The 15,916-nt window shown below is 61.8% G+C and carries 15 protein-coding genes; 13 read left to right on the top strand and 2 right to left on the bottom strand.

Annotation, left to right across the window (positions count from 1 at the left end; all coding sequences use genetic code 11):
- Position 1: 1 nt before the first annotated feature.
- From MUU54_RS18125 to MUU54_RS18115, 3 genes are read left to right on the top strand one after another with little or no spacing between them, the layout of a single operon-like run.
- Positions 2-925 (top strand): nucleoside hydrolase, encoded by a 924-nt coding sequence (locus tag MUU54_RS18125; protein WP_247245421.1) that lies wholly within the window; start codon positions 2-4, stop codon positions 923-925.
- Positions 922-2,700 (top strand): adenine deaminase, encoded by a 1,779-nt coding sequence (locus tag MUU54_RS18120; RefSeq protein ID WP_247245420.1) that lies wholly within the window; start codon positions 922-924, stop codon positions 2,698-2,700. Before MUU54_RS18125 ends, MUU54_RS18120 begins: the two co-directional genes overlap by 4 nt.
- A 19-nt stretch (positions 2,701-2,719) precedes the next feature.
- Entirely contained in the window at positions 2,720-3,421 is a 702-nt protein-coding gene (locus tag MUU54_RS18115) for a phosphoribosyltransferase (RefSeq protein ID WP_247245419.1), read from the top strand.
- A 239-nt stretch (positions 3,422-3,660) separates the two neighbouring features.
- Here MUU54_RS18115 and hutC read toward each other — a convergent pair whose 3' ends face one another.
- A complete protein-coding gene (gene hutC / locus MUU54_RS18110; protein WP_247245475.1) occupies positions 3,661-4,380 on the bottom strand; it encodes a histidine utilization transcriptional repressor HutC in 720 nt (239 codons plus the stop codon).
- A gap of 94 nt (positions 4,381-4,474) precedes the next feature.
- On the bottom strand, positions 4,475-5,821 hold the full coding sequence (locus MUU54_RS18105) for a formimidoylglutamate deiminase (protein WP_247245418.1): 1,347 nt from the start codon (positions 5,819-5,821) through the stop codon (positions 4,475-4,477).
- A gap of 151 nt (positions 5,822-5,972) precedes the next feature.
- Here MUU54_RS18105 and hutI point away from each other — a divergent pair, with 151 nt between their 5' ends.
- The 10 genes from hutI (at position 5,973) to MUU54_RS18055 (ending at position 15,870) form a co-directional block, all read left to right on the top strand.
- Entirely contained in the window at positions 5,973-7,196 is a 1,224-nt protein-coding gene (gene hutI / locus MUU54_RS18100) for an imidazolonepropionase (protein WP_247245417.1), read from the top strand.
- On the top strand, positions 7,193-8,734 hold the full coding sequence (gene hutH / locus MUU54_RS18095) for a histidine ammonia-lyase (RefSeq protein WP_247245416.1): 1,542 nt from the start codon (positions 7,193-7,195) through the stop codon (positions 8,732-8,734). The genes hutI and hutH overlap by 4 nt, the downstream gene beginning before the upstream one ends.
- Positions 8,731-9,543, top strand: a complete 813-nt coding sequence (gene hutG, locus MUU54_RS18090; protein ID WP_247245415.1) for an N-formylglutamate deformylase — start codon at positions 8,731-8,733, stop codon at positions 9,541-9,543. The genes hutH and hutG overlap by 4 nt, the downstream gene beginning before the upstream one ends.
- Entirely contained in the window at positions 9,543-11,228 is a 1,686-nt protein-coding gene (gene hutU / locus MUU54_RS18085; RefSeq protein ID WP_247245414.1) for a urocanate hydratase, read from the top strand. The genes hutG and hutU overlap by 1 nt, the downstream gene beginning before the upstream one ends.
- Positions 11,229-11,231: 3 nt before the next feature.
- Positions 11,232-11,846: a HutD/Ves family protein gene (locus MUU54_RS18080; protein ID WP_247245413.1), complete on the top strand. Its 615-nt coding sequence runs from the start codon at positions 11,232-11,234 to the stop codon at positions 11,844-11,846.
- 52 nt (positions 11,847-11,898) lie between these two features.
- The gene (locus MUU54_RS18075; RefSeq protein WP_247245412.1) at positions 11,899-12,843 is read left to right on the top strand and encodes an ABC transporter substrate-binding protein; all 945 of its coding nucleotides are present in this window, start codon (positions 11,899-11,901) and stop codon (positions 12,841-12,843) included.
- A gap of 53 nt (positions 12,844-12,896) precedes the next feature.
- Positions 12,897-13,670, top strand: coding sequence for an ABC transporter permease (locus MUU54_RS18070; protein ID WP_247245411.1), 774 nt, complete (start codon positions 12,897-12,899; stop codon positions 13,668-13,670).
- A complete protein-coding gene (locus MUU54_RS18065; RefSeq protein WP_247245410.1) occupies positions 13,667-14,449 on the top strand; it encodes an ABC transporter ATP-binding protein in 783 nt (260 codons plus the stop codon). Before MUU54_RS18070 ends, MUU54_RS18065 begins: the two co-directional genes overlap by 4 nt.
- Positions 14,450-14,982: 533 nt before the next feature.
- Positions 14,983-15,255 (top strand): hypothetical protein, encoded by a 273-nt coding sequence (locus MUU54_RS18060; protein WP_247245409.1) that lies wholly within the window; start codon positions 14,983-14,985, stop codon positions 15,253-15,255.
- Positions 15,256-15,372: 117 nt separating this feature from the next.
- Complete coding sequence (locus MUU54_RS18055; RefSeq protein WP_247245474.1) at positions 15,373-15,870, top strand: sensor histidine kinase; 498 nt, start codon at positions 15,373-15,375, stop codon at positions 15,868-15,870.
- Positions 15,871-15,916: the final 46 nt, after the last annotated feature.

Genomic DNA, 15,916 nt, shown 5'->3' with positions numbered 1-15,916 from the left:
CATGTCCGTCTGGATCGACACCGACATGGGCTTCGATGATATCGCAGCCATCCTGATCCTGCAGAACACCGGCCTTGCGATAGACGGGATGTCCCTGGTCTTCGGCAATGCGCCGCTGGAACAGGTTCGCGTCAACGCCGCTGGTGCTGCCAAGGCCTTTGGCTGGACGGCCCCCATGCATGCAGGCCGTGCCTTGCCGGTCATGGGGCATCTGGAGACTGCGCAGTCGATTTTGGGAGCGACCGGCATCCCAACGGCCGGCGTAAGTCTTCCTAACGCGGACGATGCCGCGACCGGCAATGCGTTCGAGGGTCTCTGCCAGTGGCTGGTGACTGCGCCCTCCCCGCGACGTATCCTGGCGCTTGGCCCGCTTACAAACCTTGCCGCTCTTGTTCTTGCCCGCCCGGATCTTGTCGCCCGGATCGATGATTTGACCTGGATGGGCGGCGGACTGTCCCGCGGCAATCACACAGCCTCAGCCGAATTCAATGCCTTTGCCGATCCGGAAGCCGTCGCCATCGTTCTTGCGCACCAGCTGCCACTGCGTATGGTCGATCTCGACTTCTGCCGCCAGGTGACTGCCGGGCCGGAGGCAATCGAGCCGATCCGCGCCGCCGGTGGCCGCAACGCGCCGCTGCTCGCCGACCTCCTTTCGGGGTTCATCAGCATTGCGACGAGCCGTGGCCGCCCCGCCATGGCGCTTTACGATGCGGTCGCCGCCGCGGCATTTCTGCGGGAGGATCTCGTCGAGTTTCAGCAGGCGAACATCCAGGTCGAGTGCGCCGGCCACGTGACACGCGGCAGAACGGTGGTCGAAACCCGCCAGAGCCATGCAACCTTTAATGCAAGCTTTGCCGCCACGGGCGATTTCGCGTTGATCACGGCGCTGATCCTTGACTTATTGCGCCAGGAGGCAGCTCGATGAAACTGACGGTGCCGGATGCCGTGGACTTGAACCATGTTGATCTCCGTACGCGCGCAGTGGAGGCGGCCCGCGGCGCAGCCCCGTTCGACCGACTGATCGCGAACGGCACGGTCGTTGACATGGTCACGGGGGAATTGCGCGCCGCCGATATCGGGCTTGTCGGTCCGCTGATTGCCAGCGTACATGAACATGGAATCCGTGCGGACGCCGCTGACATCATCGACGCGGCGGGTGCCTATATCACGCCCGGGCTCATCGACACGCACATGCACGTCGAAAGTTCGATGGTAACGCCCGCCACTTACGCAAAAGCCGTGTTACCCCGCGGTGTGACCACCATCGTTTGGGATCCGCATGAACTCGGCAATGTTCACGGGCTGGACGGCGTGCGATACGCCGCGGAGGCCGCTCGCGCACTCCCCCTGCGGATCATCCTGCTTGCCCCTTCCTGCGTACCTTCCGCACCCGGGGTGGAAATGAGCGGCGCGGATTTCGACGCCAACGCAATTTCCGAAATCCTGCAATGGCCGGAGGTGGGCGGCGTTGCGGAGATCATGAACATGCGCGGTGTTATCGCCCGCGATCCACGAATGTCAGCCATCGTGCAGGCGGGACTTTCGTCCGGCAAGCTGATCTGCGGCCATGCCCGAAGCCTTGCCGGTAGTGACCTTGCAGCCTTCGTCTCCGCTGGAATAAGCTCGGACCACGAACTGGTTTCCGGCGATGACCTGATGGCAAAACTGCGCGCCGGCTTGACGATCGAGCTGCGTGGCTCGCATGACCACCTGCTGCCGGAATTCGTTCGCACGCTCGACGCGCTTGGCCACCTGCCCCAAACCGTGACGCTCTGCACCGACGATGTGTTCCCCGACGACCTCTTCCGCTGCGGCGGACTTGACGATGTGGTCCGCCGACTGGTCCGCTACGGCCTTAAGCCGCAATGGGCACTTCAGGCAGCAACCTTTAACGCAGCAAGGCGCTTGGGCCGCAATGACCTTGGCCTCGTGGCGCCAGGCCGGCGAGCGGATCTGGTGCTCTTCCGAGACCTCGAAAATCTGGAAGCGTCTCATGTCCTGGCCAATGGTGAAATCGTCGCAAGCGATGGCGCAATGGTTGTCCCGTTGGTGTCTGCAGAGACTGCAGGCCTCACCGATTCGACGAAGGTTGACCCGCTGCAGGCCTCTGATTTTCTTGTGCCGGCACGCGGTGAGCGAGTGAGGGTTGCAACGATCGACCAGCCGCGCTTCACCCGCTGGGGAGAGGCCGATGCCGAGGTGCGGAACGGCTTCTTGGTTCCGCCGGAAGGGTCCACCATGATCGCCGTCGTACACCGGCATGGCCGCACCGACAGCAGGCCGCGCGTCGGTTTTCTCAGAGGGTGGGGTGAATGGCGCGGCGCCTTCGCCACCACCGTCTCCCATGACAGCCACAACCTCACCGTCTTCGGCGGCAATGTCGAAGACATGGTGATGGCCGCCAACGCCGTTATACGTGCGGGCGGTGGCATGGCGGTCGCCTTGCAAGGTGGGATCGAGGCGTTGTTGCCGCTGCCCCTATCAGGTCTTGTTTCCGACGAGACGTTGGAGGAGGTGGCGATCGGGTTCACCGCCCTTCGTCAGGCGATGGATACCATTGTCGACTGGGAACCGCCCTACCTCGCCTTCAAGGCCTGTTTTGGCGCAACGCTGGCCTGCAATGCCGGACCTCACCAGACGGATCGGGGCATTGCCGACGTTGCCTCGGGAACCCTGCTGCAAACACCCATCCTCACCTGACCGGAAAGGACGTCACGCTATGCAGCCGCACGATTTCTGGCAGGAGATTTACCCGCCCGGGAGCTTCCCGCGCGGCAGCGTGTATACCGGCTTTTATCCTGCAGTCCTGCCGGACGGCACGCAGATTAAGCTCCCGATCCGGCCGCTGGACGACGGGATCCATGCACTCGCTTCGCTGATCATCAACCAGGCGAGCTTTGCCGTTCAAGACGCGCTGGCAAAAGCCCTTGCAGACAAGCTGCGCCGGCTGGATCCACAAATCATCGTCGGCCTCCCGACGCTAGGACTGACACTGGCAAGCGCGGTTGCGCGCGAGCTTGGCCACGCCCGCTTCGTGCCGCTTGGGACGTCTCGCAAATTCTGGTACGATGAGAGCCTTTCGGTACCTCTGTCATCGATCACCACGCCTGACCAAATCAAACGCCTGTACGTCGACCCGCGCATGCTGCCGCTTCTGGAAGGCCGCCGCATCGTCCTCATTGATGACGTAGTTTCCAGCGGGGCCTCCATGAGGGCGGGATTGCGCCTGTTGTCATCCTGCGGAGTTTCACCCGTGGCGCTGGGCGTGGCAATGGTGCAGACGGAGCGTTGGCGCAATTTGCTTCGGGAAGAATTCGCGGAGGCGGAACAGATGCTCTGCAGCGTCTTCTCAACGCCAAGACTCGCAAGAGGTGGCTTAGAGGAGCCCGGATCTTATCGGGACGCGCAGGCTCAATTGTAATATCAGGATGCTAGGGGGCGTTTCGATACCGAAGGGATCCAGCTTCTGTTTCTGTCCAGAAGTGCATCATCCTGAAGCGACACCTGAACCGGAACTGGTTCCCTGGCGAGATCAGGGAGCTTGGCCACTGATGTTAAGCTCAAACCCTGGTGGGAATGCAGGATGGAGCTGGTGACCAAAGTTGGCGCTGTCGGGTAAGTTGCATCGGAAGCATCGTATGGGTTGTTCCACATTAGCCCTTAGCGTGACGCCGGAGTGAAGCGGGCCACGAGGGAATGTGTTTCGCCGGGATAGGTCAGGCGAACATAGGTGATCGTTCCTGCATCGCTCCAGGTCCGCCGCTCGATCAGAAGGCATGGACATCCCTTGGCGACACCGAGCATCGCCGCCATCTCGGCCGTTGCCGCAGTCGCGTGGATGCGGTGCTCTGCAGCGCTCCAAGGGATCTCGCCCAAAAGCCAACGTCCCGGCGGCGTTTTAGAGAAGTCCTCGGCCGCGGCACCGGGAACCGCAGCCAGGTTGATGATGCGGTCCTCAACGCAAAAAGGCCGCTCACCGGCGAAATGGATGCAAGCGACCGCCAGTACATCTTCTGCCTGGCTCGTTTCCAGAGCGCGGAGGTCCGCCTGCGTTGCGCTCCTCACCTGCCGGCGTTCGAGCCTGAAGGCGTAGCGCAGGTTCAGCGACCTCACCTCCTGCTCAATATCGGCAATCTCCAGAACCGCTGACTGGGCCTGCGGGCGCGTGACGAAACTGCCTGACTTCTTCCGGCGTTCGATCAGGCCCGACTTTGCCAGCTGCGTCATCACCTTGTTCACGGTCATGCGTGAACATCCGTACTGGGCTGCTAGATCGACCTCGAAGGGGAGCCGGTGGCCGGGTGGCCACTGCCCGGAGACGATATTGCCCTCGATGTCGTTTAATATGCGCTGGTGCAGCGTCTGGGTCCTGCCGCCGATGTCCGCCACGATCTGCCTTTTTCCTATCCGTCGTCTGGATGATGTAACCCGGCGACGCAGCGATCCGGAAGAAAATTCTCCTGACGTTCCAACCTCATGCGCGGGCAAGCTCTTTTATCACCTGATTGAACCGACGGGAGATCGCATCCCGCTCGATATGCCGTCCGCCCTCCACGCGCTTGCGGCCTGCCACCCAGACAGTGTCGACCGCGACACCCCCGGCAAAGATCCAGTGGTCAAGCAGACCGTCCTGCTGGAGGTGGGAAGACCCATGCAAGTCGAGCGCAATCATGTCGGCGCTGGCGCCGATTTCGATCCCGCTATGTGACTGAAGCGCCTGCCCTGCACCGCAGCTGGCCTCCACGAAAAGCCTTCGCCCGGTCGAGTCTCCGGGATCGGCAATCACGTTGCGCGCGCGGCGCGACAGGCGCTGTGAATATTCGAGCGTCCGCAGTTCTTCCGGCAGAGAAATGAGGATGTTGGAGTCGGAGCCGACGCCGAAGCGTCCCTTCTCCTCCAGGAATGTCGGCGCATTGAAGACTCCGTCGCCCAGATTCGCCTCGGTGATCGGGCAAAGGCCGGCAACTGCGCCGCTTTGCGCCATGCGCTGCGTCTCGGCTTCCGTCATATGGGTCGCGTGGATCAGGCACCAGCGATGATCAACCTCGACATTGTCGAAAAGCCACTCCACCGGCCGGGCACCTGACCAGGCGATACAGTCTTCGACTTCCTTGGTCTGTTCGGCAATATGAATATGGATCGGACGCGATCCTGCAAGCGCGACCAGCTCGCGCAGTTCCACCTCGTTCACGGCACGCAGGCTGTGGGGGGCCACGCCCAGTTTGGCGCCCGGAAGCGAGGCGGTGATTGCTTCACACCTTTGCATCACTCGCCCGAAGCTCTCGAGCGAGTGGATGAAGCGACGCTGGCCGTCGAGGGGCGACTGACCGCCGAAGCCGGAATGGGCGTAGAACACCGGAAGCAGCGTCAGCCCAATGCCCGCCTCCTGCGAAGCTGAGGCAATTCGAACGGCCATCTCCGCAACGTCATCGTAGTGTCCGCCGTCGGCATCATTGTGAAGGTAGTGGAACTCGCCCACGCGGGCGAAGCCGGCTTCCAGCATTTCCATATAGAGCTGCGCGGCAACCGCCTCGACGTGATCTGGCGTCATGCTCAGCGCGAACTTGTACATGGTCGTGCGCCAGCTCCAGAAGCTGTCGTTGCCAGGACCGCGGATTTCGGCCAGACCGGCCATTGCGCGCTGGAAGGCGTGGCTGTGGAGGTTGCCGATTGCCGGCACGACCGCATCCTGCCGCTCGTCCGCCGGCTGTGCCTCGGCCTCACGTTCGATCCCGCAAATCTTGCCCTCCGCCAGCTCGATCCGCACGTCTCGGGCCCACCCCTCGGGAAGAAGCGCCTGCTTTGCATGGATCGCCGTCACGATTACCCCTCCGCCTGTTACCGTCGCCGGTCCCGCCCATGTTGACCGAATCCGACGCTTGCCAAAGATGATCCTATGTATATACATTAAACAGAGCGAAGGGAAGGTCACGCAAGAATGACCGTCAACTCAAGTCGAACTCGGAGGCCGCGTGAAAAACCACCGAACGCTTTGGACCCATGCCCGCCTGGCAACTCTTGCACCGCAGCAGCCGGGCTGCGGCGTCATGGAAGATGCCGCGATCCTGTGCGAGGACGGTCGCATCAGCTGGATCGGCCGCGCCGATGATCTGCCGGAGGCAGCAGACCACGCCGAACACCGAGACCTTGAAGGCCGCTTGGTAACGGCGGCCTTCATCGACTGCCACACGCACCTGGTCTTCGGCGGTGACCGGGCGATGGAATTTGAGATGCGGCTGAACGGCGCGACCTACGAGGAGATCGCGCGGGCGGGCGGTGGGATCGTTTCCTCCGTGGCCGCGACCAATGCTCTCTCCGTGCCTGAACTGGTGGAGACGAGCCTTCCCCGTGTGGATACGCTTCTCCGGGAGGGTGTCGGGACATTGGAAATCAAATCCGGCTACGGGCTCAACATCGACGGCGAGCTCAACATGCTGCGGGCGGCACGGGCACTGGAAAAACAGCGCCCCGTGCGGGTTGCCACGTCCTATCTGGCAGCCCACGCCACGCCTGCCGCCTATAAGGGGCGGAACCGGGACTACATTCGCGAGGTGGTTCTGCCGGGCATGGAACGGGGCCATGCGGAAGGGTTGATCGATGCCGTGGATGGGTTCTGCGAAGGCATCGCCTTCTCCGTCGATGAGATACGTCTGGTCTTCGACAAGGCCAGAACGCTTGATCTCCCGGTCAAGCTTCATGCGGAGCAGCTGTCAAACCTCGGAGGCGCCGCGATGGCGGCTTCCTATGGCGCACTTTCCGCGGATCATCTCGAATATCTCGACGGAGACGGCATCGCTCAGATGGCGAAGGCCGGGACGGCAGCTGTGCTTCTGCCTGGAGCCTTCTACGCAATCAACGAAACACAGAAGCCGCCTGTTGCGGCGCTGCGTGAGGCCGGAGTGCCGATTGCCGTTGCCACGGACTGCAATCCCGGGACGTCCCCCCTCACCTCGCTCCTCCTTGCCATGAACATGGCGGCGACGCTTTTCCGGCTCACCGTCGATGAGTGTCTTGCGGGGGTGACGCGCGAAGCGGCGCGTGCGCTGGGCCTGCTTTCGCAGACCGGCACGATCGAGGTTGGCAAGTCGGCGGATTTCGCGATCTGGGACGTCGAGCGACCGGCAGAACTGGTCTACCGAATCGGGTTCAACCCGCTTCACGCCCGGGTGTTCAAGGGCATTGAGGTGAGCGCATGACGATTAGGCTTCATCCTGGGCACGTCACCGTCAGTGAGCTTGCAGACCTTTACTGGTGCAATGGTGCGGCAGCGCTGGATCGGTCCTTCGACGCAGGTATCGAGAAGAGCGCGCGCCGCATTGCGGAGATCGCCGCGGGTAACGCGCCGGTCTATGGGATCAACACCGGCTTCGGAAAGCTCGCCTCGATCAAGATCGACAGCGCCGACGTGGCGAAGCTGCAAAGAAACCTCATCCTGTCGCACTGCTGCGGACTAGGAAGCCCGCTGCCAGAGAACGTCGTGCGCCTAATCATGGCGCTGAAGCTGATCTCGCTTGGCCGCGGCGCCTCCGGTGTGCGGCTGGAACTTGTACGCCTGCTTGAGAACATGCTCGAGAAAGGCGTCATCCCGGTCATTCCGGAGAAAGGCTCGGTCGGAGCATCCGGCGATCTGGCACCGCTCGCCCATATGGCTGCTGTGATGATGGGCGAAGGTGAAGCGATGCACGAGGGGCGCGTTCTACCCGGCGCTGCGGCACTGGCGCAGGCAGGCCTCGAGCCCATCGAACTTGCTGCGAAGGAAGGGCTTGCGCTTATCAACGGAACGCAAGTTTCGACCGCACTGGCGCTCGCCGGTCTCTTTCGCGCCCACCGTGCGGCACAGACGGCGCTTGTTACGGGCGCCATGTCCACCGACGCGGCCATGGGATCGTCCGCCCCATTCCATTCTGAGATCCATGCGCTGCGCGGGCATCAGGGACAGATCGATGCCGGGGCCGCTCTGCGGCAGCTGCTGGAGGGTTCAAAGATCCGGGTAAGCCACATCGACGGCGACGAGCGTGTCCAAGACCCCTACTGCATCCGTTGCCAGCCTCAGGTCGACGGCGCCTGCCTCGATCTACTGCGCCAGGTCGGGCGGACACTGCAGATCGAGGCGAATGCTGTGACCGACAACCCGCTCGTCCTGTCCGACAATCAGGTGCTGTCTGGCGGCAATTTTCATGCGGAACCAGTGGCCTTTGCCGCAGACCAGATCGCACTGGCGATCTGCGAGATCGGGGCCATCGCCCAGCGGCGCATCGCATTGCTGGTCGATCCGGCGCTCTCCTATGGCTTGCCTGCATTTTTATCGAAGAAGCCGGGCCTCAATTCCGGACTGATGATCGCGGAAGTCACCTCTGCGGCGCTGATGAGCGAGAACAAGCAAATGTCCCACCCTGCCTCGGTCGACTCGACCCCTACCTCGGCCAATCAGGAAGACCATGTTTCCATGGCCTGCCACGGCGCCAGGCGCCTGCTCCCCATGACAGAGAACCTCTTCGGCATCCTCGGCATCGAAGCGTTGGCTGCGGTACAAGGAATTGAGCTGCGCGGGCCGCTTACGACTGGTCCGGAGCTGGAGAAGGCGGCCGCTGTACTGCGCGCTTGCGTTCCGGCTCTGGACGACGACCGGTACATGGCAACCGATCTTGCCAAGGCGAGTGAACTGGTGGCGTCCGGTGCGCTGGTCGCCGCCGTGGCGGATGGGATCCTGCCCACGCTGGAGGCCGGACGATGACAGTCTTTGAGATCCAGAAAGGCAACTCGCCCGTCATTCTTGCCTTCCCGCACACCGGAACGGACCTCCCAGCCGAGGTATGGGACAGGCTGAACGACAATGGTCGCCTGCTGGCGGACACCGACTGGCATATCCACGACCTATACGCAGGCCTTCTCAAGGACGCGACGACGGTGCGGGCCGCCTTTCACCGCTATGTCATCGACGCCAATCGCGATCCCCACGGAAACAGTCTCTATCCCGGGCAGAACACGACGGGCCTCATCCCCCAGACCGATTTCGACGGCAAATCAATCTGGAAAGAGGGTGCAGAACCGACAGAAACCGATGTAATGGCCCGCCTAGAGAGCTTTCACAGCCAGTATCATGCGGCATTGTCTGCACAGATTGAGCGCGTAAAGGCTGTCCATGGACTCGCTGTCCTCTACGACTGTCATTCCATCAGGTCTCACATCCCGTTCCTCTTCGAAGGGACCCTTCCGGATTTCAACATCGGCTCTAATTCCGGCGCTTCCTGTGCGCTTGAGTTCGAACGAGTGACCGCCGAGGTCGCGGGCTATGCGGCCGGCTATACGAGCGTCGTCAACGGGCGCTTCAAGGGCGGATGGACAACCCGCCACTACGGAAAGCCAGCTGACGGCATTCACGCCATCCAGATGGAGCTTGCCCAATCCACGCATCTGGCGACCGAGGCCGTGCCGTTCGCATACGACAGCGAGAAGGCGGACAAGCTCAGGCCTCATCTGAAGACGATCCTGGAGCGCCTGGAAAAGGTGGCTTACGAACTGAAGGCAATGGGGAACGAGTGATGACAAATCCGCGCCACAACATCCGAGAGGTCCGCGCCCCGCGCGGCCCGGAACTCAACGCCAAGAGCTGGATGACCGAAGCGCCGCTGCGCATGCTGATGAACAATCTCGATCCGGATGTCGCCGAGAACCCGCATGAGCTCGTTGTCTACGGCGGCATCGGCCGCGCGGCCCGCACCTGGGACGATTTCGAACGCATCGTCGCCACTTTGAAAACGCTGACGGAGGAAGAGACGCTGCTCGTCCAGTCGGGCAAGCCGGTCGGCGTCTTCCGCACCCATAAGGATGCGCCGCGGGTGCTGATCGCCAATTCCAACCTCGTGCCGCACTGGGCTACCTGGGACCATTTCAACGAGTTGGATAAGAAGGGTCTGGCCATGTACGGCCAGATGACCGCCGGCTCCTGGATCTATATCGGCACGCAAGGCATTGTCCAGGGCACCTACGAGACCTTTGTCGAGGCTGGCCGCCAGCACTACAACGGCGACCTGAAGGGCAAGTGGATCCTGACCGGCGGACTCGGCGGCATGGGCGGTGCGCAGCCGCTCGCCGCCGTCATGGCCGGCGCCTGCTGCCTTGCCGTCGAATGCGACGAGAGCCGGATCGATTTTCGCCGGCGAACCCGCTACGTCGATGCAAAGGCGAAGACGCTTGATGAGGCGCTCGCCATGATAGCCGAATGGACGGCGAAAGGCGAAGCCAAATCGGTCGGCCTGCTCGGCAACGCCGCCGAGATCTTTCCGGAACTCGTGCGTCGCATGCTGTCTGGGGGCCCGCGTCCCGATATCGTCACCGACCAGACTTCGGCCCATGATCCGCGCAACGGCTACCTGCCGCTCGGCTGGACCGTGGAGGAAGCGAGGGCGAAGCGGGAGAGCGATCCTAAAGCGGTGGAGGACGCTGCCCGCGCCTCCATGAGGGTTCACGTGGAAGCCATGGTGGCCTTCTGGAGCGCCGGCGTGCCGACCCTAGACTATGGCAACAACATCCGCCAGGTCGGCAAGGACGAGGGTCTGGAGAATGCCTTCGCCTTTCCCGGCTTCGTGCCGGCGTACATCCGCCCACTGTTTTGCCGTGGCGTCGGCCCCTTCCGCTGGGCTGCACTTTCGGGCGATCCGCAGGACATTTACAAGACCGATGCCAAGGTAAAGGAGCTGCTGCCGGACAACAGGCACCTGCACAACTGGCTCGACATGGCCAAGGAACGCATCGCCTTCCAGGGCCTGCCGGCGCGCATCTGCTGGGTGGGCCTCGGCGATCGCCACAAGCTCGGGCTTGCCTTCAACGAGATGGTGCGCAACGGCGAGCTCTCCGCCCCAATCGTCATCGGCCGCGACCATCTGGATTCAGGCTCCGTCGCCTCCCCTAACCGTGAAACGGAAGCGATGAAGGACGGATCGGACGCCGTCTCTGACTGGCCACTCTTGAATGCCCTGCTCAATACCGCTTCTGGCGCCACCTGGGTTTCCCTCCATCATGGCGGCGGCGTTGGCATGGGCTATTCGCAACATTCCGGTATGGTGATCTGCTGCGACGGCTCGCAAGATGCCGCCCGTCGGCTGGAACGGGTGCTTTGGAACGATCCGGCGACCGGCGTCATGCGTCATGCGGATGCCGGGTATGAGATCGCGCTCGACTGCGCGCGACGGAACGGTCTGCGGCTGCCGGGCATCCTGGAGAACTAGGCAATGAAGGTTCTCCGCGCTCACACCCACAAGCGCATGCCGTGGAAGAACGGACGGGGGGAGACTGTGGAGATTGCTGTCTTCCCACAAGATGCCAATGTGGATACCTTCGACTGGCGCATCAGCATGGCGACAGTGACGGAAGATGGTCTATTCTCAATGTTTCCCGGCATCGACCGGACATTGAGCGTCATCGAGGGCGGCTTTTTGGAGCTGTCGATCGACGGGTCGGAAGTGAGGCTCCTTGACGCGTCGTCCCTGCCCTACCGATTCCCGGCGGACGTGGCGACATATGCTCGGCTGTCAAGCGGTACGATCGTCGACTTCAATGTCATGAGTAGGCGCAACACCGCCAATCACCATGTGGAGAAGTTGACGCTGCCGTTTTCTTTCAATGTCTCAGGTCGCACCCGATTCATCTTCTGCCTCGGCTCCGGAGCCCAGGTATCATGCGGCGAAAAGGAGGAGATACTGCAGGCGCGGGATGCCATAATGGTCGAAGCGGGAGAGGCAATTTCGGTAACCGGCGAAGGTGCTGTATTGGCGATCGCTATACTGCCGGCCGAAGACATCTTGTCTAGACAAGATAATCGCAGCATGGATACTATGCCCGCCTAAGAGGCATGGCCATGAGCTGCCTCATTATCAACCAAACTGGGGAACTGCCACGATGAAGAACTGCTGGTTTATCGCCGCCTCGCTTGCGGCTCTGCTGGGATCAACCGATGCGAAGGCGGAGACTTCCGTCACCATCGGCATGTCCGGCTGGACAGGTTTTGCTCCTCTGACGCTGGCGAAGGAAGCCGGCATCTTCGAGAAGAACGGGCTCGATGTCGAGATCAAGAAGATTCCACAGGCGAGCCGCCATCTCGCACTTGCCTCCGGTGACATCCAGTGCGCCGCCACGACCGTTGAAACCTGGATCGTCTGGAACGCCAATGGCGTACCGGCAACGCAGATCTTCCAGCTAGACAAGTCCCATGGCGCCGACGGCATGGCTGTGCGCACCGAGGTCAAGGGCTTTGCTGACCTGAAGGGCAAGACGGTCGCTGCCTCCGCACCCGGCACCTCGCCCTACTTCCTGCTCGCCTACATGCTGAAGGAGAACGGACTGACGATGAAGGATGTCAATGTCGTCAATCTGGAGCCCGGCCCTGCAGCGCAAGCCTTCGTTGCGGGTCAGAACGATGCCGCGATGACCTACGAGCCATATCTCTCTACAGTCCGCGCCGCCCCGGACCAGGGCAAGATCCTTGCGACGACACTGGATTATCCGGCCGTCATGGACACCTTCGGCTGCACGCCCGAGTTCCTCAAGGAAAATCCAGATGCGGCAAAAGCTCTGGCCACGAGCTATTTCGAAGCGCTCGAGATGATCAAGGCGGACAAGGAAAAGAGCTACGGCATCATGGGTGCCGACGTGAAGCAGTCGGCTGAGGCCTTCGGCCAATCGGCGCAGTACCTGGAATGGCAGGACCGGGCCGCCAACAAGACCTTCTTCAATGGCGAGTTCATGACGTTCTCGCAGAAGGCTGCGGATCTCTTGATGGAGATCGGCGTCATAAAGTCGAAGCCGGACCTTTCCACCATCGTCGATACGTCTTTCATCCAGTAAGGTCTTAAGACCGGCGGAGGATAGCTCCGCCGGTTGTCGACTGCCGAGGCAACATGCGCCCACTTCAACCGATCAGCCCGCAGGCTCGCGTCCTGCTCGGCATACTTTTCTTCGTTCTGTTCTTCGCCGGCTGGGGGCTTGCCACGCTCGGCGGCTTCGTCTCTCCGACCTTCCTCGCCGACCCGATCACTATGGTTAAAGACGGGATCTACCTGCTGACCGAACAGGGGTTCCTGGGAGACATCGGCATGACCGTCTGGCGCGTGGTGGGAGGGTTTGTTCTTTCGGCAATCGTGGCTGTCCCCGTCGGCATTGCCATGGGTGCCTACAAGCCGGTGGAGGCACTGCTTGAGCCCTTCGTCTCCTTCTCGCGCTATCTTCCTGCCTCGGCTTTCGTGCCGCTTCTCATCCTTTGGGCGGGCATTGGCGAAATGCAGAAGCTGCTGGTGATCTTCATCGGCTCGGTCTTCCAAATCATCCTGATGGTCGCCGTGTCCGTGGCGGCCACCCGTCGCGATTTGGTCGAGGCCGCCTACACCCTCGGCGCACGTGACGGCGGCATCGTCCGGCGCGTCCTCATTCCGGCCAGCGCTCCCGACATCGCGGAGACGCTGCGCCTCGTGCTCGGCTGGGCGTGGACCTATGTTATCGTTGCAGAACTAATTGGCGCTTCTTCTGGCATCGGCTACATGATCATCAACAGCCAGGCGCTGATGGCCACCGGCCAAATCATCTTCGGCATCATCGTAATCGGCATCATCGGGCTGATATCAGACTTCGCATTCAAGACCACCAACCGTCACCTTTTCGCCTGGAGGTTTGCATGAGCGAGCTCATCGTCCAGGGCGTAAGCCGAACCTTTCCTGGCGTTCGTGGCGGAAAGCCCGTGCAGGCGCTTCAGCCAACGGATCTGGAGATCGCCGAGAACGACTTCGTGACCGTTCTCGGTCCATCGGGCTGCGGCAAGTCCACGTTGCTTCGCATCATCGCCGGCCTCGATCAGCCCACTGCCGGCAAGGTCATCCTCGATGGGAAGGAGATCAAGGGTCCGGGTGCCGATAGAGGTATGGTCTTCCAGTCCTATACCCTCTTCCCGTGGCTCACCGTGCGCGAGAATGTCGCCTTCGGGCTGCGCGAACGTGGCATTCAAGCTGCATCATCCAAAGAAATCGTGGACAACTATATCGACAAGGTCGGCTTGCGCGGTTTTGAGGATCACTGGCCAAAGCAGCTCTCGGGAGGCATGCAGCAGCGCACCGCCATTGCCCGCGCTTTGGCGAACGACCCGAAGATCCTGCTCCTCGACGAACCGTTTGGTGCGCTCGACAATCAGACGCGTGGTTTGATGCAGGAGCTCCTCCTCGGCATATGGGAACGCGAGCAGAAGACGGTGATCTTCGTGACCCACGACATCGAGGAAGCCGTATTCATGGCCTCCCGCGTGGTAACGATGACTGCGCGCCCCGGCAGGATCAAGTCGATCACTCCGGTAGATATCCCGCATCCTCGTCACTACACAGTAAAAGCAAGTCCGGAATTCTCGCGCCTCAGGCTTCAGCTGACGGAAGAAATCCGCAGCGAAGCCATCCTGGCGGCCAGCAGCTGAGCTGCGATTTCATCATCGGTGAGGTCAGCAGGCAATTATCAGTTGAGAAGACGCGTCCGCTTTGTTAGCAGGGAAGCATGCGGACGTGGTGAAACTGGTAGACACAAGGGACTTAAGCAAAATTTGAGTGCACCGACGGAAACGCCGGATGTAGAACTGCTCAAAGTCGGGGGAACCTGTCAAATGGCGATCCCGAGCCAAGCCTCGCCAGAGGAAGGTGTAGAGACTAGACGGGCAGCACCTAAAGCGAAGGCCAGGGTGAAGGTATAGTCCAGACCACGAACGCCGGAAGGCGGCGGTGAAAACCGTAGCTGGTAAGAAAATCCCTCGGCTTCGGCCATGCGGGTTCGAGCCCCGCCGTCCGCACCACGACCTGGTTGCAGCTTGCGCGGCCCCGCCACCTATCCATCTATCCTCGCCACTGGTTAGTCGCGAACCGTATCGCCTGCTCAGCCCGTCCGGCACGTAAAAAGAGTTCGCATTGCGAATGTATTGACTAGAAGCTCCCCGCGGCTCCCGTCCGTTAGCGTTCGTTGACGAAGAAGAAGCTTACGGTCTATGTCTTGTGGGACACGGGGGCGCACGACATGATTGAAGCTCATCTCGAACAACCGCTAGACGCCATCGACTCCAACCAGCTTGCCATGCTGCAGAGAGTATTCGACAGCGTCTGCGCCAGTTCCGGCGTCGCCAAGAATACGCCGCAGGCCGAGGGGCTGGCGGCAACCCTCATGCATCTCTTTCAGCAGGGAACGACGGAGGAGCAGAGGCTTGCCGCGATGCTCTCGGAAATCGACTTCATCTGAGCTCGCCGCTCGAGATCTGCCGCCCGCGTGATTTGCGTCACGAGCCGATAGCGCATAAACCAGAAGCGCTGCACTCGCCTCCGGTAAACGCGGACGGCTCGCACAAGAGGAAACGCGATCGCGAAGCAGTCCCTCAAGGGGGAGGACCTTGCTGCCGCTCGCGCCGCATTTCTCGGCCGGCTGAAGGCGGTCGCCGACGCACAATTGCTGCTCGGCGACGACCACACGACGGCGGCGAAGCTCGACGATCTGGTCCTCAGCACCTTGAGACCGTTTGTGTCGGAACAGCAGCCGACGCTGATCAGCGGCCCGCCGCTCCTGCTGCCGCCGAAGCAGGCGCTGACGCTGACGATTGCGGCCCACGAGCTGGCGACGAATTCGATGAAGTATGGCGCCCTGTCCGTACCGAGCGGCCGCGTCAGCATCACCTGGGACTGTGTCCGCAAGGGAGGCGAGGAAAAGCTCAGCCTCGCATGGAGGGAAAGCGGCGGGCCGCCGGTGGAGACGCCGAACACGACCGGCTTCGGGACGCGCATGATCAAGCAGGCGCTTGCGGCGGACTTCGAGGGCAGCGTCGAGCTGAACTATGACAGGGAGGGCGTGACCTACAGCTGAAAGGCCGCATCCCCGAACTGGTCGCATCCTGAACAGGCTCGAGGAA

Origin of the sequence: Pseudorhizobium tarimense, assembly GCF_022968135.1 — a bacterium.
Classification (GTDB): domain Bacteria; phylum Pseudomonadota; class Alphaproteobacteria; order Rhizobiales; family Rhizobiaceae; genus Neorhizobium; species Neorhizobium tarimense.
This window is presented reverse-complemented; position numbering and strand designations above follow the sequence as displayed.

Bases quoted from the DNA above. Each gene is read 5' to 3' on its own strand.
- MUU54_RS18125 (WP_247245421.1), top strand. From the start codon at position 2: ATGTCCGTCTGGATCGACACCGACATGGGCTTCGATGATATCGCAGCC.
- MUU54_RS18120 (WP_247245420.1), top strand. From the start codon at position 922: ATGAAACTGACGGTGCCGGATGCCGTGGACTTGAACCATGTTGATCTC.
- MUU54_RS18115 (WP_247245419.1), top strand. From the start codon at position 2,720: ATGCAGCCGCACGATTTCTGGCAGGAGATTTACCCGCCCGGGAGCTTC.
- hutH (WP_247245416.1), top strand. From the start codon at position 7,193: ATGACGATTAGGCTTCATCCTGGGCACGTCACCGTCAGTGAGCTTGCA.
- hutG (WP_247245415.1), top strand. From the start codon at position 8,731: ATGACAGTCTTTGAGATCCAGAAAGGCAACTCGCCCGTCATTCTTGCC.
- hutU (WP_247245414.1), top strand. From the start codon at position 9,543: ATGACAAATCCGCGCCACAACATCCGAGAGGTCCGCGCCCCGCGCGGC.
- MUU54_RS18080 (WP_247245413.1), top strand. From the start codon at position 11,232: ATGAAGGTTCTCCGCGCTCACACCCACAAGCGCATGCCGTGGAAGAAC.
- MUU54_RS18075 (WP_247245412.1), top strand. From the start codon at position 11,899: ATGAAGAACTGCTGGTTTATCGCCGCCTCGCTTGCGGCTCTGCTGGGA.
- MUU54_RS18070 (WP_247245411.1), top strand. From the start codon at position 12,897: ATGCGCCCACTTCAACCGATCAGCCCGCAGGCTCGCGTCCTGCTCGGC.
- MUU54_RS18065 (WP_247245410.1), top strand. From the start codon at position 13,667: ATGAGCGAGCTCATCGTCCAGGGCGTAAGCCGAACCTTTCCTGGCGTT.